The sequence below is a fragment of the Flammeovirga kamogawensis genome, assembly GCF_018736065.1.
Taxonomy (GTDB): Bacteria; Bacteroidota; Bacteroidia; order Cytophagales; family Flammeovirgaceae; genus Flammeovirga; species Flammeovirga kamogawensis.
On record NZ_CP076128.1, the window covers coordinates 467,825 to 489,316 of the forward strand.

Consider the following 21,492-nt stretch of genomic DNA (forward strand, 5'->3'; position numbering starts at 1 on the left):
ACACAATTCCTATCTACCATACTTTGATTGTTAATGAACTTCAACCATGATCAACTTTAAGTTTTTCAAACATTTTGATTGCATAGTTTTGTATGTACTATTAACATTCAACAATGAGAAAAATATTACTACTAATTTCAACAATAGCTTTAACTAGTCAATTTGTAAATGGTCAATCATCACAAAAAAGTGGGAACGGAAGGGTTGAACTTTCTGGAAGTATAGGGCCTACTTTTGGAGGAGATAAAGGAACATATTTCTATGGAAATGCCGAACTAAACTTCTTTATGAGTGGAAATATGGCCCTTACAGCAGGATATGAATACCTTACTGATAAGCATTCCTTAATTCTTGGTAATAGAATTTATGTTGTTCCAGAATTTCATTTTAGCATGAAAGGTGTTTTGGTAAATCAGACAGATTTTGCATTAGGCGGAGGGTACACTCATGGATTAAATGACGGAATGAATTTACAAGTAAATGGAGATTACTATTTTAGTAGAAGGATGTTTACGCTAAGTTTTGGGGTGGGTTTTAGACTTTAAAAAGCATAAAAAAGAGCGAGAAGATGTAATATCACTCGCTCTTAATTTCATAACTGATGTTCTACTTTAGTAACTCAAAAAATGCTTTTCCAAGATTCTCAATTACGTCAGAGGCAACCATAGATTCAAAGCCTTTTTCTGCCGAAGCATAATCACCTGCTTTGCCGTGTAAATACACACCTAAAATTGCTGCTTCATATGGTTTGTATTTTTGAGCCAATAAACTACTAATAATTCCAAGAAGGGCATCACCACTACCTCCTTTAGCAAGACCAGCATTACCAGTTGAGTTGAAGTGAATTTGTCCGTTGGGTAAGCAAATAGCGGTATTTGCACCTTTTAATACAACGATAACCTCGCAATCTTGTGCCATTTTACTAGCAGCTTCCAATCTATCAAATGAATTAATAAATTGAATTCCCGCAAGGCGTTCAAACTCTCCAACATGCGGAGTGAGGATAGAATTTTTAGGAAGTAAAGACCACCATTCTTCATTTTTAGATAACATATTAAGTGCATCAGCATCTAATACGATTGGCTTTTCAGCATCTTCTATAATAGATCTTACTGCTTTCTGAGTCTGTTCATGTTGTCCAATTCCAGGACCGATACCAATAGCAGAATATTTTGAAACTAATGTAGAGGCTACAATATGATTTCGTGATGGATCTGATATACACATTGCTTCGGGAATTGTAGCTTGAATAATTTCGTATCCACATGCAGGTACTAAAGCAGTAGTTTTGCCAGCTCCAGCTCTTAATCCGGCTTTTGTCGCTAATTGTACTGCACCAATCATACCTTTTGATCCACCTACAATCAGAAGGTTTCCAAATTTACCTTTATGATCAAAACGCTTTCTTGGTCTGTAAATTTGTTGAACGTTTTTATGTGTAGTAAAAAAGTAATTAGAAGGAGTTTCTTCTTTAAATTTTTTACTTAATTCTATCGGAATAATATTTAGTTCACCTACATTTTTATCATTTTCAGGAAATAACATTGCCAATTTCGGCACTTCTAATGTAAGCGTAATGTCAGCTTCAACTATCGTCTGAAAATGTGTAGAATAATGATCTGCATATAGGCCAGAAGCAATATCAATTGCGATTACAGGATTATTAGATTTATTAATTTCTATAATTGTTTGCTGAGTAATCCCTTTTGGTGGTCTAGAAAGTCCAGAACCAAATATACAATCTACAATTACAGTATCTTCTTCTATTGTTGGAAGGTCATTTTCTTCCTTAATATCATAACATTGAATATTCTTTGGTAACCTAGATAGGTTCTGCTTAAAATCCTCAGATATTTTATCACTAAAATGAACAATATAACATTTCACCTTAAAATTCATAAGATGGAGTAAACGGGCCATAACTAGTCCGTCGCCGCCATTATTGCCTATGCCACAGAAAAAAGTAATATCGTTATATCTCTCGCAATTTTCGTAATACCAATCTGTTAAACGTGAAGCCGCACGCTCCATAAGATCAATGCTATCAATAGGTTCATTTGCTATTGTAAAGGCATCCCAATCTCTAATTTGTTGTGTTGTAAAAAGTTTCATTTCTATTGTTTGATTTTATATTAATTTAGTGGATTTTTTTGGGCTGCCCAATAATACAATTGACTATTTTTTCTAGTTTTTGCATATATGGTAAAATTACGTTGTTAATAATTCTGTAAATCTAATATCCATGTAAGAATAGTGACAGAAGTAACTTTATAGTAAATAGGAAATTTCTATTTTTGATCCATATTCAAACTATAATGCTTTACTATCCATGAAAAGATATTTTATACTACTTTTATTATTATCCAATACCCTTTTCGGTCAAGAAAAAACCGCAGTTTTTAACCTAGACGGTACAATAATTTCAGAATCGAATGGCTATATGTACGAAGAATTTACGGACGTATATTCTAATCATTCTTTTGAGACATATAATGATTTAGTTCATGAAATAGGTGAGATCTCTCAAAGAGAAAATTATCAAAAACTTGTTGATAGATTTTTCAAGAAAAATGATGTAGATGTATATGAGGATGCCATCGAAATAATTAAAAAATTAAAAGCAGAAGGATATACTTTAGTATTATGTACATCTACTGAAGAGCATTTTGCTAAAGAAATTAATAAACGCTTTTTAAATGGAGCTTTTGATAAAGTAATTGGTTCTGACTTAACTAAGGGCGTAAATAGTTATGATAAGAAGGTAAGTGAATTAAGAAAACACAATATTCATCCAGATGTAGCTTATGGTAACTCGTTATCTGATTTTCCTATGATGAACTATGCTGAAAAAGGAGTTCTAGTTGTAAACGATGATGACGAAAGAAATAAGTACAAAGATTATGAAGAATGTGTTGATGATGCTAAAGAAAATGGCTTCGAGATCATTCATTTTGATGACGATACAGTAGAGGAAGAGGATTAATCTTAACTATATCATGAAAATAGGCGATAAGAGGAGTGTTCCATTTATCGCCTATTTTTTTATAAATTTTGTAAACGTTTTTTTTCTACCTCAAACTCTTTCCAAATAGATGAAAGAATATTACCTGCAGGTTGAATATCTTGAATATGCGCAGACACTTGTCCAATTTCAATTTCTCCTTCATCAAGGTCTCCCTCAAAAATTCCTTTTTTAGATCTTCTTTTTCCTAACAATTCTATGAGTTCTTCTTTAGTAGCGCCTCTTGCTTCTGCTTCTTCCACTTGTTGGTAGAATTTATTTTTCACTAACCGAACTGCTACTAAATCTTTTAATGTAAGGATCGTATCACCTTCTTGAGTAGCAACAATTTTATGTTTAAAATTATCATGAGCTGAAGATTCTTCTGAAATAGCAAATCGACTTCCTATTTGTACTCCTTCAGCTCCTAATGCAAAAGCAGCAAGCATTGCTTTACCAGAACCAATTCCTCCTGCTGAAATTACAGGAATAGAGAGTGCTTCTGCAATAGGGGGAATAAGGCACATTGTTGTAGTTTCTTCTTTTCCATTATGGCCTCCAGCTTCAAAACCTTCTGCTACAACAACATCTACACCAGCTTCTTGAGACTTTAGTGCAAACTTTAAGGAAGAAACAACTTGTGCTACTTTAATTCCATGTTCTTTAAAAAGGCTTGTGAATTTTTTAGGGCTTCCTGCCGAGGTAAAAACAATAGGAACTTCTTCGTTGATGATAATTTCAATAAGTTTTTCAACTTCTGGATAGAAGAGTGGGATATTTACACCAAAAGGTTTTTGAGTAGCTTGTTTACATTTTTGTACATGTTCTAAAAATGTATCAGGGTGCATAGATCCAGCACCAATAAGGCCTAAACCACCAGCGTTACTTACAGCAGCTGCTAATTTCCACCCACTGCACCAAACCATTCCTCCAGAAATAATAGGGTATTCTATTCCAAAAATATCGCAAACTCTATTGTTCTTCATGTCTGTTTATTTATAGTTATATCATGAAGTTAAGCAATTTGTTTTTTTATAAGAAATCAGGTTTCACTTTTACAAAGTTCTATATTTTTTGGAAATTTCTTTTGGAGGTACTCCATATTTCTTTTTAAAGTATTCCGAGAATTTTGCTCCTGATTTGTAGCCACATGTTCTAGCTACTTCTGTAATACTTTTTGTGGTTGTAGTTAATAATATTTTTGCTTTTTCTAGCCTATAGTTTTGATGAAATCGATGTATTGTTGAACCAAAAACTTGTTGAAAATCACGTCTTAATTTTGATACAGAAAACCCATATTTATCAGCAAATTCGTTTAATGATTTTACCTCTTCTAAATTAGCAAGGAGTTCGTCCTTAATATTCATCAAGAGGATTAAATCTGATGGATGAATAGTGTTATTCGGTAATGCATCATTTCGATTTAACAGTCTATCAAAAAAAATACTCATTGCCTCACAAGCTTTAGATAATAGTTTTAGGTTAAAAACAGGTGGTTTTAAAGTATGATCCAAGTCAAAAATATCATTTAAAATAGCATGAATTTCAAGAGGGGTTGTATCGTATTGAAACCAAAATTTTGGAAAGTTGAAGATATCACCGAAAAGTTCTTTAAAAAAGGTGTTTTCATGATCAATAACTCCTTCCGCAATTCTTATTGCTACCCATTGATTTAATTGCCCTTTTTTAATATGACTGTTATTCGATAACCGAGTGTCATATATAATACTTCCGTTATCTAATGTAAGGTCTGGGTGATGCTCATACTTTCCTTTAGTTAGTAATTCTCCACTTCTTGTAAAACGCACGCATAGGGAATTTGTATCACTATTATTTCCTTCAAAATAAACATCGTAATCATGATAAGCAGTAATGGAGTTGATTGTAACTTCTATGCCTTCTGTGAGTTTATAATATCGAAAAAAACCTTTTCCTACAGATGTATTAAAAGAGTATTTCTGTTTTTCTAAAGAGCCACCAATTTGGTTATAAAGTTGCATAATGAGCTCTTTGGCATTCCCTTCTTTAATTCGTAAAATATTTTTATGATCATCTTGGTTCTCTATCATCTTAAATAATTATATGGCATTAGAACAAATTATTACACAATATAAGATACAGTAATAAAAATACACCAAGAAGAAATTATTCAACTTGGTGTAAAATTTAATTATTTTGCTTTTTGTCTGTTTTCATTCCATTGTTGATAAGTTTCCATCGTCTGATCAATAGAAAAGGAATCAATTTTTTCTATTTGAGGATACTTATATAATGATTTAATGAAACCTGCTGTAGTTGCGCCTGCTTTATAGATATATGGGGCACGTTTCATAACCCACGGCCAGTAGGCATTAGAGTCTGTATCTGCTCTTTCGTAAGGATCTCTTCTTAGATTAAAAAGTTTTGGAACACGTAATGTAACAAATGGTTCTGCCCATAATTGCATTCCATGTGCTCTTTGTTCCATAAAAACAACTTTCCAATCATCCATTCTTATTGCTGTAATGTCACCATCATCTGAAGAATAGATGAAATTATGCCTTGGAGATTTATCTTCTTTACCTGTGAAATAAGGAAGCATATTAAAACCATCAATAGTTGTTTGTACTTTACGACCAGCGTAATCTATACCGTTTTCTAATTCTTTTTTGATATTATCTTGACCCGCTGCTGCTAAGATTGTTGGTAACCAATCTTGATGAGAAACAATACCATTTAGAATTTTTCCTTCAGGAATTTGACCTTTCCACATTACATGACAAGGGACTCTGTAGGCACCTTCCCAGTTAGAGTTTTTCTCAGAACGGTAAGGTGTAACTGCACCGTCAGGCCATTCGTTGTAGTGTGGTCCATTATCTGTAGAATACATAATGATGGTATTCTCTAATTGTCCAAGCTGTTCTAGTTTAGAAAGGATTTTACCAATATTACGATCATGATCTACCATAGCATCTGCATAGAAAGAGTCACCTCCTTGTCCCGAAATACCTTTAATATCATCGGCAGGGTAAGTAGGGAAGTGCATTCCTACAGTATTGTACCATAAGAAAAATGGTTTGTCTTCTTTAGCTCTTTCATCTAACCATTCTAAAGTACGATCAGTGATTTCTCTATCAACAGTTTCCATTCTTTTTTTAGTTAGTGGACCCGTATCAGAAATTCTACCATCAGCATAAGCGTGAATCACACCTCTTGGTCCAAATTGTTCTTTAAACCATTCTTCCTGAGGGTAATCAGGGTGTTCTGGTTCTTCTTCTGCATTTAAGTGATATAAATTTCCGTAGAATTCATCAAAACCATGGTTTGTAGGTAGCATTTCATCTCTGTCGCCAAAATGGTTTTTACCAAATTGAGCAGTTGCATATCCTTCTCTTTTTAATAACCATGCAATAGAAGGATGCTCATTTTTAAAACCAGCTTCTGCACCAGGTAAACCAACTTTAGCAAGGCCAGATCTAATTGGATTTTGACCAGTCAGGAATGATGATCTACCAGCTGTACAAGATTGTTCGCCATAGTAATCTGTAAATGCGATACCTTCTTCAGCAATACGGTCAATATTAGGAGTGGAATATCCCATTTGACCTCTGTTCCAATACGATAAATTAAATTGTCCAATATCATCTCCCCATAAGATAACCACATTGGGTTTTTTAGGTGCTTTATCAGCAAAAATGGGTAACGATAGTACTGTTAGGAAAAGTATTAATAATTTATTCATTCTGTTATTAGTTATAAATAAGTAACTGTATAGAATGATAAACGGAGATAACAGTAGGAAGGAATATCCTTATATTGTAATAAACTATACCTATGTGTTCTTTGTGGAAAAATGTGACTTCTGATAAAAAAAGAAACAGCCTTGAAGTGAATCAAGACTGTTTAGGATAGTTTACCAGCTAGAAATAGTTCGGATATAGGAAGTTAAATCTTCTGCCATACGCTGGTGTGTTGCTAAAGTAGGATGCCAATCTTCTCCATAAGGGCCGCTTTGAGGTGCTAAAGCATAATGATATACTTCCATATCATTATTATCATTAAAGCTTTTTACCACATCAGCAGTTTGCCTTTTAATAGTAGTCCACACATTTTGATTGGCAGGAAAGTAGTCGCTCATCATCACACCGTTAACACAAATAATCTTAGTGTTAGGGTAGTGCTCCCTAATTTTAGTTACGAAATTAATATAAGTAGTCACAAAATCATTTCCATTAAGTATGTTGTTATTTGCATTTTGAGCGTAATCATTTGTACCCAGATTTATAACAATAATATCTGGTGTAAATAAATCAGTATTCCATATCGGTGTAGGCTGATTTGCAAAAATGCGATCATAAATTTTTGGTATTGTCAATTCTGTAGAAGCATCTACATTTCTATACATTCCTCTTCCAGAATAGGCAACACATTGGTAGTTAGCGTTTAGGTTTTTAGCTGTTATTGCACCCCAAGCTTTGTATGCGTTTTCATTAACTGCATTAAAACCTGGTTTGATAGATGGGTTATCGTAATTTACTTCATTACCATATCCACAAGTTTGAGAATCTCCGATAAATTCAATATTTCTAGTTTTTGAGATGGGCTGTTGAATGGTTGCATTTCCTCCAATTTCGAAACCATTGAAAGCACTTTTACCCACCATACATTCAGTTCTTTTTATTATTTCTATTGTATGTTTTGAATTTGATAAACCAGAGAAAAGCTCATATTTATTTTGATTACTATTGACCTCAAGTGTTTTTTCTTGTGCACCATTATCTAAAATTACTTGATAATAATTTGTATTTACGTTGCCTCCTTTAGCAAAATCTTCTATTAAAAGGTTAATAAAATTTCCAGTAAAAGCAGTTTTAATAGAGATGCCAGGAAAACAGAATGAAGGAGATTTTGGGTTACTATAATCAATTCTTCCAGTATAGAGTATAGCATCATTATCTGCTTCAATTATGATGTTTTCTTTTTTAAAGACTTCAATTTCTAAACTATCAGATATACTACTTCCTAGGTTATCTTCAACAATACCTTTGATTTTATGTTTTCCTAATGTAGCAATCCAATCTACAGATGTTGAAGAGGTAACTAATGTATTGTCTATATAAATAGATGTTTTAGCAATGGTACCATCTTCATCATTTGCATTAAGGAATATGTTTATGCTATTACCTTCCAATAAAGGTGTTTCATCAAGTAGTATATTTAAAGAAGGGATACTATTTTGTTTATCAACCACTGTAAAAGAAAGACTATCCATTACAATACTTCCAGAGTCATCCTCTGCAATAGCTTTAAGCAGATAATTACCCGTAATGGCTAACCATTCGGTTGTGTCAGTTGTACTTAATTCTTTATCATTTATAAGTAACCGTTTACGTATTATTTCACCATCTTCATCATTTGCGTCAAGAACAAAAATAAAGGTGCTTTGAGCTACAGAATCTTTTAGATCAGCTTTAATTTTGATTGTAGGTTCTAAGTTTACAGGAAAGAAAGGTTGATCTATATCTTCTTCAATTTCCTCTATAACATCGTTTAACGGAAGTGTATTAGAAGTACAATTAAAGAGAAATAAAGAAAATATAAGATAGTAGAGTAGCTGTGTTTTCATTTCATTAATAGTTGTTTTTGATACTCAAAGGTGAAGAAATGATGAACAAAAGAGGTTGAAAAGTGCTGGTAAAAATAAGACAAAAGTGTATATGTCGTATTTTTACTCTTTTTTGTTACCTAAATTTTAAGGTTGTATGAATTCGAGGAAATGATAGCGTAGAGTGGATTTTTTTTTATTGTTTCGTGGCATTAATCAAAACAAATAAACGAATGAAACAACTATCAAGTAGACTCAATCTATTATTAATTTTAGTAAGTATGTGGAGTAATTTCTCGATTGCTCAAACAACAGAAGACAAACCTAAACTAGTTGTAGGGATAGTAATTGACCAGATGCGGTACGACTATATTTCTAGGTATTGGGAGAAGTACAGCGATGGAGGCTTTAAGAGAATGATCCATAATGGTTTTTCTACCTCTAATGGATATTTTAATTATGCTCCAACTAAGACAGGGCCTGGGCATGCTTCAATATATACAGGTACTACGCCTGCATACCATGGAATTGTTGCCAACGAATTTTATAGTAGAGATGAGAATAAAGAAGTGTATTGTGCTGAAGATGTAACAGAAAAAGTGATAGGGTCGCCTATTACAGGCGAAGGAATGTCACCTCGTAGGTTAATGAGTACAACTTGGACAGATGAATTAAAATTAGCGACAAACCAGCAATCAAAAATTATTTCTGTGAGTATGAAAAATAGGGGGGCTATTTTTCCGGCGGGGCATTTAGCAGATGGTGCTTACTGGTTAGATGACGTTACAGGAGATTGGATTACAACATCATTTTATTTAAATAAATTACCTGACTGGGTGGCGTTATTAAATAAAGGAAAAAGACGAGTAGACGAAATTGCTTCTCAGAAATGGACTACTCTTCTGCCAATTGATGAGTACACGGAGAGTATTGCTGATGATAATCCGTATGAAAAACTTTTCCCTGGTGAAAAATCACCTACATTTCCGCATGATCTTAAGAAAATAATGAAATCAGCAAAAGAAGAGAAATACGGTTATGTAAAAAAGACGCCTTATGGAAATACATTAACCACAGAATTCGCAATCAAAGCCATTGAACAAGAAAAACTAGGTCAGCATAAAGTAACAGACGCTTTATTAATTAGTTATTCATCTACAGATAAAATAGGACACATGTTTGCTCCAGCATCTATTGAGGTAGAAGATACTTATTTAAGAATGGATGTAGAGCTAAAGAATTTATTTGAGTATTTGGATAGTTCAGTAGGTATGGAGAATGTTGTTGTATTCTTAACTGCGGATCATGGAGGGGCACATAATCCTCAATACCTAAAAGATTTAAAATTACCTTCCGGATTTTATGACGAAAAAGCAATACTTTCTAAAGTAGAAGAAAGTCTATCTGCAGAATTCGGAGAAGGTAAATGGATTTTATATGGAGGAGTATCAGAAATCTATTTGAATAGACCTTTAATAAAACAAAAAGGGCTAGACTTATATTCTATTGAAAAGAAAGTAGCTGATATTATGATAGAATATACTTGTTTTAGGGATGTATTACTAGGTGAAGACCTTAGAAACCAAGAATTTGATAAAGGGTATAAAGCATTGTATAGTAATAGCTATAATGTCAGAAACTCGCCTGATGTAATTGGTGTATTTGCAGGGAACTATTTCAAGGAAGGAAAGACAAAAGGAACAGGACATAGTACTGCATTTAGTTACGATACACATGTGCCCATTATGATGATGGGATGGAAAGTTCCTCATAAAGAAACGGATCAGAAAGTATATATTACTGATATTGCTCCAACAATCTGTAGTTTATTAAAAATCAATGTTCCTTCAGCTTGTTATTACGAGCCTATAGAAGGGATCTTGAAGTAAGTAATTTAAGCTTGAAAAAATAAGCCTCCTTATTAATCAGTTGTTTTGATAGATAAGGAGGCTTAGATGTTTTATACTATGAGAGTATTCTAGTAAAATACAAAGTGAAATGGACCAACACCTGTAGCTTGTTCCGATAACATATCACCATCTTTAGAATAAATTCTAAAAGAACCAGATTCAGAGAAACTTTCAGCAACTGCAACATGGATGTTACCATTGGCAGGGTTAACACCGATACCTTTAAAGTATTTACCCGAGATAACAGGACTATCAACTGAAGTATCATTAATGCCAAAGCTAACAACTTCTGTTGTTGCATTTTGATAGACATCGTCAGAACCAAGAACATAAATGCTATAGCCATCCTCAGAAATTTGAATATCACCTTCTTTACCAATACCAGAATACTGTACTTTAGAGGCAACAGTATTATCAGTTGTGTTTAATTTAGCAACACCAAGTTCTGTAGTTGCAGGAGCAGGGAATAAATAACCAGCAGAAGTAGATACCCATAGGTTGTTTTCTCTATCAATTACAAAATGTTGAGGAGCAGCCATAACGTCAATTGTTGCTTCTAAAGCATAAGATGACATATTGTATACTTCTACATTTGTAGAATTTGAAATTGCAACGTAAATTTTCCCGTTATAGATAACAATTCCTTCAGGTCCGCCACCAACATTAAATTCAGCAACTTGTTTACCTGTAGACGTATTTATAACGACTACTTTAGAATTTTTTAAAGAATAATCGTCTTCATAAGGGCCCCAAACAGTAGTATAGGCAAAGTTTCCTTCTTTTGCAGTGTATCTAGGAGTAAGAATACCCTCACTAATTGGGTCAAATCTTCTTACCATTGTTTTGATATCAACGATTTCGATTTTATCAGCTGCTTGAACACTGATGATACCAATAATACCATCTGAGTAAAAACCTTCTGTAATACCACCTAAACCAGCACCATTTGCAGAATTAAATACACGTTGTGATAGTGTAAATTCTTCTCCATTTTGAACAACTCCAGTAATAGAGCCATTTCCTTCTGAAAAGTTACCTGAATTATTTACATAAAAACCAGCTGTCCCTGGAATATAAGGTTGCTCTTCGTTTTTCTCACAAGAAGCAAATGATAGTCCAATTAGAACTAATAATAAAGAAGATAATTTGTAAAAGTTTTTCATCTTGAATTTGAAATTTGTCTGTCTAAAAAGTGATTTTTGCCATAATAGAATAGTTTATCCCCGGCATAGGATAATTTTTATAGTTTTGGTATTCTTTATTCAAAAGGTTATTGACCTTAAGCGATAAAAGAAGCCCTGTTTTTTTAATAGGAATATATTTGCTTACACTCGAATTTAATAACCAATAGGGGTCAAGTGTATCAAAATCATCTGTGGTAGTTCTCCAACCCGTATAATTTGAGTCGACGCCAAATAGCCATTTGTTAAAAGAGATAGAACCATACACTTTAAACATATGCCTTGGTACATAGATTAATTGTTTGTCTTTTTCTAAGTCGGTAGCATGTGTAAATGCATAACTACTACCAACTTGCCACTCCAGCCAACTTAAGCTCTGGTTATTATTAATTTTTATGGCAGTTTCTACCCCATTGGATAAAGAATTTGCAATATTTTCTGCATAAGTTGGGTCTGCCGGAATCCACTGAATCCTATCATACATTCTTAGATAGAAAGCAGATGATACCCAGTTGAATGCTAAATCACCTAGCTTTTTTGTGTAATCAAAACCGATATCGAAATTATATCCATCTTCCGGTCTAATATTAGGATTTGCATTTTCTCCCCAATACCTCTCGTTTAATGTCGGTACTCTATAGCTTCTTGCTATAGATGTCTTAAGTTTTAAGTTCGAACTTTCAGTATCAACAGCTGTATAAGCCATACTAAATGAAGGCGTAAATGGGGCAGAATAACCAGTTACGATGGTTTGTCTTAAAGTAGCAGAAACATTAAACCGGTTAGTGATATCCCACCTTAGTGCTCCAAAAAAGGAAACTCTTGCTTCATTTGTATTATCAGGATAAGCGTAAACATCTGGCCATATATACATGCCATTTGCGCCTGTTGTTAGAGTAAGGTTATCTTTTAGGAAAGTCTCACCTCTCCACTCTAATTGCATTCTTTGCGTTCCAATAAAAGAATTGTAAAACCATTGTTTATCATTTACATAAGAGGTTCTAAAAGTATGGTTCCATTTATCGCTCTTTAATTTGTAGTCTACTACAACTCTTATATTGCTACTTTCAATAGAATCGTAAGAGGCCGCATTATTATTATTGCCCATTGTGGGTTGAATAGCTCTTTCTTCGGCTGTATACCATATCTTAGCAGACCATTCTTCTCTGTCATTAGGTTTAAAGTGAGTTTCATGAAGAACACCAGCATGCCAAAAGCCGGCATTATTCATTGTCTCAGTAGTTTCTTTAATACTTGTGTTGGTAAACTCAAAATTGTTATCAGCTTTTTGATATAAAGCAACAGTTTTATTGGACCATTTTTGATTACCATACATAGCTTTAAAGCCAGTAAATACTTGGCCGAAACTACCATAAGCAGTCTGTACTTCATAACGATTATTCTTGTTCCAATCAAAATCATTATTTAAAACAATAGTACCTCCTACAGCTCCAGATCCATATTGAGCACTTCCACTTCCATAGTTCACATCAATATTATCAAAGTAATAAATATTGACAGATGACATGTCTAATTGTCCTAACGACAAAGAATTTAGATTTATCCCGTTCCACATTATAGCAGTGTTCTCAGGGGAAGCCCCTCTAATGGAAATAGTAGACAACTGTCCTGGTGCACCTTGTTCTCTAATATATACAGATGCTTTATTTCTTAGTAGAGTGGCAAGAGAACCTGTACTTTCAAGTTGTAATGCAGCACTATCAAAGGATTGGATGTAGGATCCTTGAGTATAATATTTTAGAGGTTGAGAATGTATTTCTACAGTTTCAAGTTCTCTATCTGGAAACTTAAACTCTTGACCTAAAACAGAAAAAGTAGTAACAGAAAATAGAACGACTAATAAATATTTCATTCTTATTATTTTAGTTGCTTATAAAAGAATAGCTTGTGTTCAGGAAGTAGCTCAGGATGGAAAATCTTTATCAGATCTGCCACAATTAATTCAGGGTGGATAATACCCGTTCCCCAATAATCATTAGCAGTACTATTGCGAATTCTTTTATTATGGTTGTATATTTTACCTGTAGAGAAAGCTTTAAATTTTGTATACCTATTATCTAAGTTTTTTAATTCCTCTATAGATTTAACCTGACCAGGGTTTATCCAGAAGTTAGCATCTTTGCCTTTAGCATAAACACCTTCTAAATCTAATTGAATACTACCCGTTTCTTGTGTTTCCTTCCATGGGTAATTAGCGTGTACTTCTTTTAAGGCTTGAGCTAAATAAGATTGACCTCCAGGTACAGACCACATGCCTTTATAAGGTAAGCCAGTAATTACTTTGGGTTTAGTTTTAGCAGTTTTGGCTAACGAAAGTAATGTATCGTATTTTTTGACAACATTATCAAAAATGGTATTTGCACTTTTTTCTTTATTCAAAAGTGCACCAAAAACCTTAATCCATTCAGCTCTTCCAAGCATACTGTTTTCTTGCCAATCAGTATTTGATATTACAGGAATTTTAGAAGCATTTAATACGGGGAAAGAAGAAGATGAGCTAGAACTACTTCCTACAATCATAACAAGGTCTGCAGCTGCTCCAATAATTTTTTCAGCATTGTCATTAATATCATACCCAACTGTAATAATGCTACCATCATTCATTTTGTCTACAATAGCCTGACTGTACATATAGTCTTTAGATGTATAGCCTTTTATAACATCAATACTGCCTAACTCTTCTAACATAGAAGTTTGAGCAGTTGTTGTTGTAATAATTCTTTTTATTGGAATACGGACAATAGTATTATTTTCAAAACCCTTTGGAACTGTGTTTCCTTTAGGTAAAAGTACAATGGTTTGAATTTCACTATTATCTTTAGAGAAGGGGTTGTTTAAATGTAGTAATTTAAAGTTATCGCGATACTCTAAATTAAAAGTTTTTGCATAACTAACTTTAGCTTGTTCTCCTGTAATTTTTACAGTGTTTTCTAAAGTATCAGATTGTTTAGTATTAGTAGTAGAAGAATTGCAACCTATAAATAGGAGTAAGCACCCAACTAACTGTAAAGTTTGTTTAACTGACATATCAATGACTTTGCACCCGAAGATTATTTTACAGATTTTGAAGATATCCTGACTTTTTTATTAAGATGCCCTTCCCAAATTACTTCAGTGGTTAATACATCATTCTATTATTAATAATAGATAAAATTACAGTAGCGGGGACTGTTTTGGATTTTCACCAAATTCCCTCCAGAATCTTGAGTGCAAATATGATTGAAGATTTTCAACAATCAAATATTTATAAGCCTTATTTATCAGTGATGTTGATCATATGAAAATATTATAAAACACTTTATAGTAAAAATACTTCATCAATAGTGTTATGCTACAAGTATTAATTGATACGTGCAACAGTGATTCCAGTATTAATTTTGCTGTTTTTAAGCCATTCGTATAAAGGCTTGTCTGTAATAACTACTTTACCTTTTGATTGGGAATCATGCATTAAATGGATTTTACCATCTGCCTCTCTTACAGCAATACCAACATGAGTAACGTCAAGTCCTTTAATTTTGGTTACTAATGATATGATATCTCCAGATTTTATTTTACTGTCAACGCTTTCAATGTCTTTAATATAAATTTGACTTAGCTTCTTTTTATTGATTTCAGCTTCAATATGTTTTATTTTTTCAACTGCATTTTTATTATTATCCAATTGTTTATAAGCCGATAGGTGAGTACTCATAAAATTGATTTCTTTCGAATATTCAGTTCCACCAATCTCAACGGTAACGTCTTTTATTATGCCTTTCTTAGCGTTATCGCGTACCCACTCAGTAAAATAATGTAATCTAGAGGTATACCCATCAATTACGCCGTTACGATATCGAATTCTTTCTAGTATAGAAGCATAGTGATTGATAGTTCTGACAGATTCGAAAGATGTATCACTATATAAAATAGTGAGAGCCAATACAGACTCTACATAGGTTGTACAATCAAAACCAATAAAATTGATAACTAATTGTTCCTTTTCACCAACTTCAAGTGTCTTTTCTAAATAAGGCTGTCCTAAAAAAGTATTTCCTATTAAAGTTAGCTTTTCGTTATTTGTAATGTCTTCTAACGGAAGCTTATTTAGCTCTTTGATTTTTGCATCTAAAGCAATTTTACTTGGATTAGAGCAAATAAATTGAGCTTGTAGAGAAAAAGTAATAAATAATAACGGAAATAATGATAAGATAAGCTTCAACATATTTATTTTTTAGCAATTTTGCATAATGAAAGAACAGAGGTCTTTCATTTTTGTAAATGATTAACTGAACAAACGAGATTGATTCTCATATTAAACTTCAAATTAATCGAATAAAAACAAATTACCTCTTTAGATTAACTTATAAAAATCAAATAAGAATGTTTAGATATTCTTGGTTATTAATTTTGATAATTATTGCCTCAATGGCAACACAAACTTCTGCACAAATTAGTGAGCATCCAGAAAAGGATTCTTATGTAGGTCAATACAATGGCGATGGAAAACGTCATGGTTCTGGTACTTATACATGGGAAGATGGTACTGTGTATCGTGGTAAATGGAGAAATGATCTAATGGATGGAAAAGGGTTATTACTCTTTGCTAATGGAAATAAATATGAAGGTAACTTTTCTAAAGGAACACCTTTTGGAATGGGAGTGTACCATTGGGTAAACGGAGATGTTTACCAAGGAGGTTTTCTTGATGGAAAGATGAACGGGCGTGGAGTATTAGTAACAAATACAGGGGAGCGACATGAAGGCCTTTGGATAAATAACCAAGTGAATGGTGAAGGAACCCATTGGTATAATAATGGAGCACAATATATTGGGATGTGGAAGAATGGAAAGCGTAACGGAAAGGGTATAATGCTTTACATGAATGGTGATACAGAACAAGGCCAATGGGCAGATGATAAATATATTCCATGTGATGAATGCGCAAGAGAAAGTATTTCTGTGGAAGAATCTTATGTAGAATCTGAAGCAGTATTTATAGGTAAAGTATTTGAAGTAGAAACAACAGATTCTGGCTATGATAGAGTAGGAATGATTGTTTCTGAGTATTGGAAAGGGTCTTTATACCCAGGTAGAAAAGTATATTTAAGAGCAGAATATTCTTCTTGTGATTTTGTCTACTTTGAAGGTGATGAGTATTTGGTTTATGCACAACCTTATGTTTTTGATAAAACTCTTTACTTCCCGAATAAGTGTACTAGAACAATGAAAACGACATTGCCGTTAGCTCAAAACGATATTAAGATTCTTCGTTCATTGGATTGTATGATTAAAGATGGTGAAGATAGAAAAGTAGCTTTCGATTTTTCTAAAGATGCTGTTTGTGGTTGCGATGAACAAGAATATGAAAATCCATACAAAGCATTTAAAGCTGGAGTAGGACATTGGTATGCGGGTACTTGTGCAGAAAAGAAAGCTAAGGATGAAAAACTAAGAAAGGAAAGACTTAATATTAAAGACGATATTGAGAAAGAAGAACAAAAATCAGAACCTAAAAAGGTAGAACAACCTTCTTATAACTATGTTGAAGAAGAATAATGAAAAAGTTAACTGCCTTTTATCAAAAATATAAATCCTACATGAGGGTAGATCTATTAATGTATCTAACCATGATAGTAGCTTTAATTATTGGTGTACTTATCGTTTCAATTATTGATTAATTTTTCTAATTTTAGATAATAACAATATAAAGTAAACAAAAGAACATACTAAAAATGGGATTATTTGATAGCCTGATGGGCAATGTATCTAGTGCAGATATCGAAAAAGTTCAAGAAGACTTAGGGTTTATCTTGGCAAGCGATGAGCAATTTGTAAAAGGTTTTAAGTTAGTAAGAGACCAATGGATATTTACCAATAAAAGATTAGTAATGGTAGATAAACAAGGAATTACTGGTAAGAAGTCTGAATTGTTGACAATCCCTTTTAAAAGTATCGAGCTTTTCTCTATGGAAACGAAAGGAACTTTTGATGCAGATGCTGAACTTAAATTATGGGTTAAAGGAATGCCTGAACCTTTAGAAACAAAGTTTGGTAGCGATACCGATATTAAAGAAGTATATCAATTACTCTCTGAAGGAGTTTTATAAGATTAAAACCTTATAAAGAATGAAAGTCTTACTTGTTATATAATACAAGTAAGGCTTTCTAATTTATATCTTTTTGCTTAAAGTGAAGATATTGTAAATCTAACTGTTTGGTCTTTTATACACATAAAATCATTTGCAAAATCATCTAATTTTTCTTTGAAAAACTGATATTGATCAAAAGATTCAGTAGAAACTTTTTTGTCATTTTTTTTCAAAATTAATGTGTCATTAAAGCCTTCAATTTCATAAAATAAACTTTTTGCTCTACCAAGTAAAATGGTATTGCTTGCTTTAAATTTTTCTAATTTTTTAAAATCAAATTCATCGATACTTCTACTCAAATAACTATTAATTCTATCGTTTAATAACGTGATTTCATTTATATAATAAGTTAATTCATTATCCCATGATTTAATCTCATTCTTTAAGTCTGATATATATTGCAGCAAACTGATTGTCATAATTTTTGGTATTTTATAAATCGTTAATCCTGTTTCTAATTTTCTAAACGTTTAATGTTCAACGAAAGTTGCAGTAATTTAATTTTATTGGAAGTATAATTACACCAAGGTGTAAAATAATAAGTTGATTTGGATTGTGATTTAAACCTTAATAAATTGCACCCTTGTTTAAATATCTAAAGCCTATAAAGTTAAACAAGTATAGGTGCTCTATAAAACGGATCTTTAAAACATAGAATTTAATATTTCTCATTCAACCAACTACTATGAATCAAACTAGTACACTACTATTAGGGTTAGCACTTGCTGTTATAATGTTAGGCATGGGTTTATCTCTAGTGACAGACGATTTTAAAAGAATTTTTCAGAAACCAAAAGCAGTCATATTAGGACTTGTTCTTCAAATTGTAGTATTACCATTAGTGGCTTTCGGAATTTCATATGCATTAATATTACCACCTTTTATTGCTTTAGGACTTGTTATTTTATCAGCATGTCCTGGTGGTCCAACATCGAATTTAATCACGCATTTGGCCAAAGGTGATACTGCTTTATCTGTAACTTTAACAGCAGTGAGTAGCTTTCTGACAATTATAACAATTCCGTTTATTATTAACCTAGGATCATCAGTTTTCTATAGTTCAGAAACAGAAATTTTATTGGATATTCCTGATACAATAAAAAAAATATTGATTGTGAGTATCGTTCCAATTATTCTAGGTATGCTAATCAGACGTTACTTTCCTAAGTTTGCAGATAAAATGGCTAAACCAACAAAAATTTCATCGGCAACTATATTAATTGTAATGATTGTAGGTATAGTTGTTAAAGAAAGAAACAATGTTGTAGAATATTTTACTCAAGCAGGATCAGCAGCACTATTGTTAAATGGTATTACAATGATTCTGGGATTTTTGGCAGCAAGATTATTTAGTTTAAACGTTGCTCAATCTAAATCTATTGCAATAGAAACTGGTATTCAAAACGGAACAATGGCAATAACAATTGCTGTAGGTATTATGGGCAGGGTAGACCTATCCATAGCAGCTGGTGTTTATAGCTTAATAATGTTTTTTACATCTGGTATATTAATATTCCTATTTAATAAAAAAACTGAAAATTCATCTTCTGATTCCGTTGAACTTATGAATTAGAAAAGATGTACTATTACAAGGAAAGCAATACGTAAAGTGTTGCTTTTTTTGTTTATAGGAAGAGAATTTTAGACTATTTTTCCTATTAATAGTAAATGATAGAAACGAATTTCTGCTTTTGCATTATAGTTTCAATTAAATCTATTATTTTCGCTGATTGAAATTGTGCAGTATTACAAATTAATCAGCTAATGGGTATTAGTATTGATGTTTTACTGCTTAATGAATAAATAATTCAGCAATGCAAATTCTTAGCGAACAAGAAGTACTCCGAAGAGAAAAGAGACAACAGTTAATGGATCTTGGTATTGATCCATATCCAGCCGAAAAGTTTGATGTAAATGTATCGGCAGCAGATATTCTTAAGAATTTCGAACGCCGTCCAAACGATTATGGAACTGTATCTATAGCAGGTCGTTTGATGAGTGTTCGTGCAATGGGTAAGGCAGCTTTTATTGAGCTACAAGACGCTACAGGACGAATTCAAGTATATATCTCTAGAGACGATATCTGTCCAGGAGAAGATAAAACTTTATATAATACGGTATTCAAGAAATTACTTGATAGAGGTGATTTTATTGGTATCGAAGGGTTTGTTTTCACTACACAAGTAGGTGAAATTTCAATCCATGCAAAGAAGTTAAAAGTGCTTTCTAAAGCATTAAAACCACTTCCTGCTGTAAAAGTAACGAAAGATGAAGATGGAAAAGAAACTGTACATGATGCATTTACTGATCCTGAATTACGTTACCGTCAGCGTTATGTTGATTTAGTGGTAAACAAAGGCGTGAAGGAAACGTTCATGAAAAGAACGAAAATCATGAACGCAATGCGTAACTTCTTTAACGATCACGGACATTTAGAAGTAGATACTCCGGTATTACAAGGCATTCCTGGTGGAGCAGCAGCAAGTCCGTTTATTACACACCACAATGCTTTAGATACTCCTTTATATTTAAGAATTGCCAACGAATTATACTTAAAACGTTTAATCGTAGGTGGTTTTGATGGTGTATATGAATTCTCTCGTAACTTCAGAAATGAAGGTATGGATAGAACACATAACCCAGAATTTACTGCAGTTGAAATCTATGTAGCGTACAAAGATTACAACTGGATGATGGAATTTACTGAGCAGTGTTTAGAGCACGTTGCTAATGCAGCAAATGGTTCTTCTGAAGTAACTGTTGGTAATAAGGAAATCTCATTCAAAGCTCCTTACCGTCGTGTAACAATGGCAGATGCTATTTTAGAAAACACAGGTAAAGATATTAACGGTAAAAACGTTGAAGAATTAAAAGCTATTTGTGATGAGTTAGGAATTCCTCATGATGAAACAATGGGTAAAGGTAAATTGATTGACGAAATCTTTGGTGAAAAATGTGAGGGTAACTATATCCAACCAACTTTCATTACAGATTATCCTGTTGAGATGTCTCCTTTATGTAAACGTCATAGAGATAATCCTGAATTAACAGAACGTTTTGAGTTAATGGTAAACGGTAAGGAAGTTGCGAATGCATATTCTGAGCTTAATGACCCTGTTGACCAACGTGAACGTTTTGAGGAGCAAATGAAATTAATGGACGCAGGAGATGACGAGGCAATGTTTATTGACCAAGACTTCTTACGTGCATTAGAATATGGTATGCCTCCAACATCTGGTTTAGGTATTGGTATTGATCGTCTTGTGATGTTATTAACTAACAATGCATCAATCCAAGAAGTATTATTCTTCCCTCAAATGCGCCCAGAGAAATGGCCAGAAGCTTCTTCAGAAGCACAATGGGCAGAAATTGGCGTAGGTGAAGACTTAATTCAAGTGATGCATAAACTTGGTTTCTACATGACTTCTGATTTAGCAGATAAAACATCTGGTAAGTTGATGAATGATTTCATTGGAATGAAAAAGAAACTGAAATTAAAACAAATCCCTAACCCATCAAAAGATGTTGTAGAAGGATGGATAGCGAAAGCAGCAGAGCAAAACGCATAGTTTAGCTTTAAATTATATAAAAGCCTTATCAGAGAGTTAAATCTTTGATAAGGCTTTTTTTTGATTTAATTTTCTTGCAAAAATAATAAGTGATA

Annotated in this window: 18 protein-coding genes and 1 riboswitch; of the genes, 8 read left to right on the top strand and 10 right to left on the bottom strand. The window is 32.9% G+C overall.

The window, feature by feature from the left end; all coding sequences use genetic code 11:
- Positions 1-113: 113 nt before the first annotated feature.
- The gene (locus KM029_RS01870) at positions 114-545 is read left to right on the top strand and encodes a hypothetical protein (RefSeq protein WP_144075093.1); all 432 of its coding nucleotides are present in this window, start codon (positions 114-116) and stop codon (positions 543-545) included.
- Between the two features lie 61 nt (positions 546-606).
- Here KM029_RS01870 and KM029_RS01875 read toward each other — a convergent pair whose 3' ends face one another.
- Positions 607-2,112 carry an NAD(P)H-hydrate dehydratase gene (locus KM029_RS01875; RefSeq protein WP_144075094.1) on the bottom strand — a complete coding sequence of 502 codons (1,506 nt, stop codon included), beginning with the start codon at positions 2,110-2,112 and terminating at the stop codon, positions 607-609.
- A gap of 217 nt (positions 2,113-2,329) precedes the next feature.
- Between KM029_RS01875 and KM029_RS01880 the strand changes: the two genes are divergently transcribed.
- Positions 2,330-2,983: an HAD family hydrolase gene (locus KM029_RS01880; protein ID WP_144075095.1), complete on the top strand. Its 654-nt coding sequence runs from the start codon at positions 2,330-2,332 to the stop codon at positions 2,981-2,983.
- Between the two features lie 59 nt (positions 2,984-3,042).
- On the opposite strand, the gene KM029_RS01885 is transcribed toward KM029_RS01880, so the two are convergent.
- The 4 genes from KM029_RS01885 to KM029_RS01900 form a co-directional block, all read right to left on the bottom strand.
- Complete coding sequence (locus KM029_RS01885; RefSeq protein ID WP_144075096.1) at positions 3,043-3,987, bottom strand: NAD(P)H-dependent flavin oxidoreductase; 945 nt, start codon at positions 3,985-3,987, stop codon at positions 3,043-3,045.
- Between the two features lie 69 nt (positions 3,988-4,056).
- Positions 4,057-5,070: a helix-turn-helix domain-containing protein gene (locus KM029_RS01890; RefSeq protein ID WP_144075097.1), complete on the bottom strand. Its 1,014-nt coding sequence runs from the start codon at positions 5,068-5,070 to the stop codon at positions 4,057-4,059.
- A gap of 101 nt (positions 5,071-5,171) precedes the next feature.
- Positions 5,172-6,722, bottom strand: a complete 1,551-nt coding sequence (locus KM029_RS01895; protein ID WP_144075098.1) for an arylsulfatase — start codon at positions 6,720-6,722, stop codon at positions 5,172-5,174.
- 171 nt (positions 6,723-6,893) lie between these two features.
- Positions 6,894-8,606, bottom strand: a complete 1,713-nt coding sequence (locus KM029_RS01900) for an SGNH/GDSL hydrolase family protein (RefSeq protein WP_144075099.1) — start codon at positions 8,604-8,606, stop codon at positions 6,894-6,896.
- A gap of 212 nt (positions 8,607-8,818) precedes the next feature.
- Between KM029_RS01900 and pafA the strand changes: the two genes are divergently transcribed.
- Positions 8,819-10,474, top strand: a complete 1,656-nt coding sequence (gene pafA, locus KM029_RS01905; RefSeq protein ID WP_144075100.1) for an alkaline phosphatase PafA — start codon at positions 8,819-8,821, stop codon at positions 10,472-10,474.
- A gap of 89 nt (positions 10,475-10,563) precedes the next feature.
- On the opposite strand, the gene KM029_RS01910 is transcribed toward pafA, so the two are convergent.
- The 4 genes from KM029_RS01910 to KM029_RS01925 all read right to left on the bottom strand — a co-directional run bounded on the left by KM029_RS01910 (position 10,564) and on the right by KM029_RS01925 (position 15,901).
- On the bottom strand, positions 10,564-11,658 hold the full coding sequence (locus tag KM029_RS01910) for a YncE family protein (protein WP_144075101.1): 1,095 nt from the start codon (positions 11,656-11,658) through the stop codon (positions 10,564-10,566).
- 22 nt (positions 11,659-11,680) lie between these two features.
- Positions 11,681-13,549, bottom strand: coding sequence for a TonB-dependent receptor plug domain-containing protein (locus tag KM029_RS01915; protein WP_144075102.1), 1,869 nt, complete (start codon positions 13,547-13,549; stop codon positions 11,681-11,683).
- Positions 13,550-13,554: 5 nt separating this feature from the next.
- On the bottom strand, positions 13,555-14,724 hold the full coding sequence (locus tag KM029_RS01920; protein ID WP_144075103.1) for an ABC transporter substrate-binding protein: 1,170 nt from the start codon (positions 14,722-14,724) through the stop codon (positions 13,555-13,557).
- A gap of 41 nt (positions 14,725-14,765) precedes the next feature.
- A riboswitch (cobalamin riboswitch) is annotated at positions 14,766-14,892 on the bottom strand.
- A gap of 145 nt (positions 14,893-15,037) precedes the next feature.
- Positions 15,038-15,901: an N-acetylmuramoyl-L-alanine amidase-like domain-containing protein gene (locus KM029_RS01925; protein ID WP_205125457.1), complete on the bottom strand. Its 864-nt coding sequence runs from the start codon at positions 15,899-15,901 to the stop codon at positions 15,038-15,040.
- A 203-nt stretch (positions 15,902-16,104) separates the two neighbouring features.
- Between KM029_RS01925 and KM029_RS01930 the strand changes: the two genes are divergently transcribed.
- The 3 genes from KM029_RS01930 to KM029_RS01935 are packed head-to-tail and all read left to right on the top strand — an operon-like array spanning position 16,105 to position 17,786.
- Positions 16,105-17,235: a hypothetical protein gene (locus tag KM029_RS01930; RefSeq protein ID WP_158631127.1), complete on the top strand. Its 1,131-nt coding sequence runs from the start codon at positions 16,105-16,107 to the stop codon at positions 17,233-17,235.
- Positions 17,235-17,357, top strand: coding sequence for a hypothetical protein (locus KM029_RS26995; protein ID WP_262712698.1), 123 nt, complete (start codon positions 17,235-17,237; stop codon positions 17,355-17,357). The genes KM029_RS01930 and KM029_RS26995 overlap by 1 nt, the downstream gene beginning before the upstream one ends.
- A gap of 54 nt (positions 17,358-17,411) precedes the next feature.
- On the top strand, positions 17,412-17,786 hold the full coding sequence (locus KM029_RS01935; RefSeq protein WP_144075105.1) for a PH domain-containing protein: 375 nt from the start codon (positions 17,412-17,414) through the stop codon (positions 17,784-17,786).
- Between the two features lie 77 nt (positions 17,787-17,863).
- Here the strand turns inward: KM029_RS01935 and KM029_RS01940 are convergent, their stop codons facing one another.
- Positions 17,864-18,247: a hypothetical protein gene (locus tag KM029_RS01940; protein ID WP_144075106.1), complete on the bottom strand. Its 384-nt coding sequence runs from the start codon at positions 18,245-18,247 to the stop codon at positions 17,864-17,866.
- 266 nt (positions 18,248-18,513) lie between these two features.
- Between KM029_RS01940 and KM029_RS01945 the strand changes: the two genes are divergently transcribed.
- Together KM029_RS01945 and lysS are read left to right on the top strand one after the other, a co-directional pair.
- Positions 18,514-19,401, top strand: a complete 888-nt coding sequence (locus tag KM029_RS01945) for a bile acid:sodium symporter family protein (RefSeq protein ID WP_144075107.1) — start codon at positions 18,514-18,516, stop codon at positions 19,399-19,401.
- 241 nt (positions 19,402-19,642) lie between these two features.
- Entirely contained in the window at positions 19,643-21,397 is a 1,755-nt protein-coding gene (gene lysS, locus KM029_RS01950) for a lysine--tRNA ligase (RefSeq protein ID WP_144075108.1), read from the top strand.
- The last annotated feature ends 95 nt before the right edge of the window (positions 21,398-21,492 follow it).

What these genes read in the sequence shown, in the direction of transcription:
- KM029_RS01880 (WP_144075095.1), top strand. Translation starts at nt 2,330, where the DNA reads ATGAAAAGATATTTTATACTACTTTTATTATTATCCAATACCCTTTTC.
- KM029_RS01915 (WP_144075102.1), bottom strand. Translation starts at nt 13,549, where the DNA reads ATGAAATATTTATTAGTCGTTCTATTTTCTGTTACTACTTTTTCTGTT.
- KM029_RS01890 (WP_144075097.1), bottom strand. Translation starts at nt 5,070, where the DNA reads ATGATAGAGAACCAAGATGATCATAAAAATATTTTACGAATTAAAGAA.
- KM029_RS01920 (WP_144075103.1), bottom strand. Translation starts at nt 14,724, where the DNA reads ATGTCAGTTAAACAAACTTTACAGTTAGTTGGGTGCTTACTCCTATTT.
- KM029_RS01900 (WP_144075099.1), bottom strand. Translation starts at nt 8,606, where the DNA reads ATGAAAACACAGCTACTCTACTATCTTATATTTTCTTTATTTCTCTTT.
- pafA (WP_144075100.1), top strand. Translation starts at nt 8,819, where the DNA reads ATGAAACAACTATCAAGTAGACTCAATCTATTATTAATTTTAGTAAGT.
- KM029_RS01875 (WP_144075094.1), bottom strand. Translation starts at nt 2,112, where the DNA reads ATGAAACTTTTTACAACACAACAAATTAGAGATTGGGATGCCTTTACA.
- KM029_RS01930 (WP_158631127.1), top strand. Translation starts at nt 16,105, where the DNA reads ATGGCAACACAAACTTCTGCACAAATTAGTGAGCATCCAGAAAAGGAT.
- KM029_RS01935 (WP_144075105.1), top strand. Translation starts at nt 17,412, where the DNA reads ATGGGATTATTTGATAGCCTGATGGGCAATGTATCTAGTGCAGATATC.
- KM029_RS01870 (WP_144075093.1), top strand. Translation starts at nt 114, where the DNA reads ATGAGAAAAATATTACTACTAATTTCAACAATAGCTTTAACTAGTCAA.
- KM029_RS01910 (WP_144075101.1), bottom strand. Translation starts at nt 11,658, where the DNA reads ATGAAAAACTTTTACAAATTATCTTCTTTATTATTAGTTCTAATTGGA.
- KM029_RS26995 (WP_262712698.1), top strand. Translation starts at nt 17,235, where the DNA reads ATGAAAAAGTTAACTGCCTTTTATCAAAAATATAAATCCTACATGAGG.
- KM029_RS01895 (WP_144075098.1), bottom strand. Translation starts at nt 6,722, where the DNA reads ATGAATAAATTATTAATACTTTTCCTAACAGTACTATCGTTACCCATT.
- KM029_RS01940 (WP_144075106.1), bottom strand. Translation starts at nt 18,247, where the DNA reads ATGACAATCAGTTTGCTGCAATATATATCAGACTTAAAGAATGAGATT.
- lysS (WP_144075108.1), top strand. Translation starts at nt 19,643, where the DNA reads ATGCAAATTCTTAGCGAACAAGAAGTACTCCGAAGAGAAAAGAGACAA.
- KM029_RS01885 (WP_144075096.1), bottom strand. Translation starts at nt 3,987, where the DNA reads ATGAAGAACAATAGAGTTTGCGATATTTTTGGAATAGAATACCCTATT.
- KM029_RS01925 (WP_205125457.1), bottom strand. Translation starts at nt 15,901, where the DNA reads ATGTTGAAGCTTATCTTATCATTATTTCCGTTATTATTTATTACTTTT.
- KM029_RS01945 (WP_144075107.1), top strand. Translation starts at nt 18,514, where the DNA reads ATGAATCAAACTAGTACACTACTATTAGGGTTAGCACTTGCTGTTATA.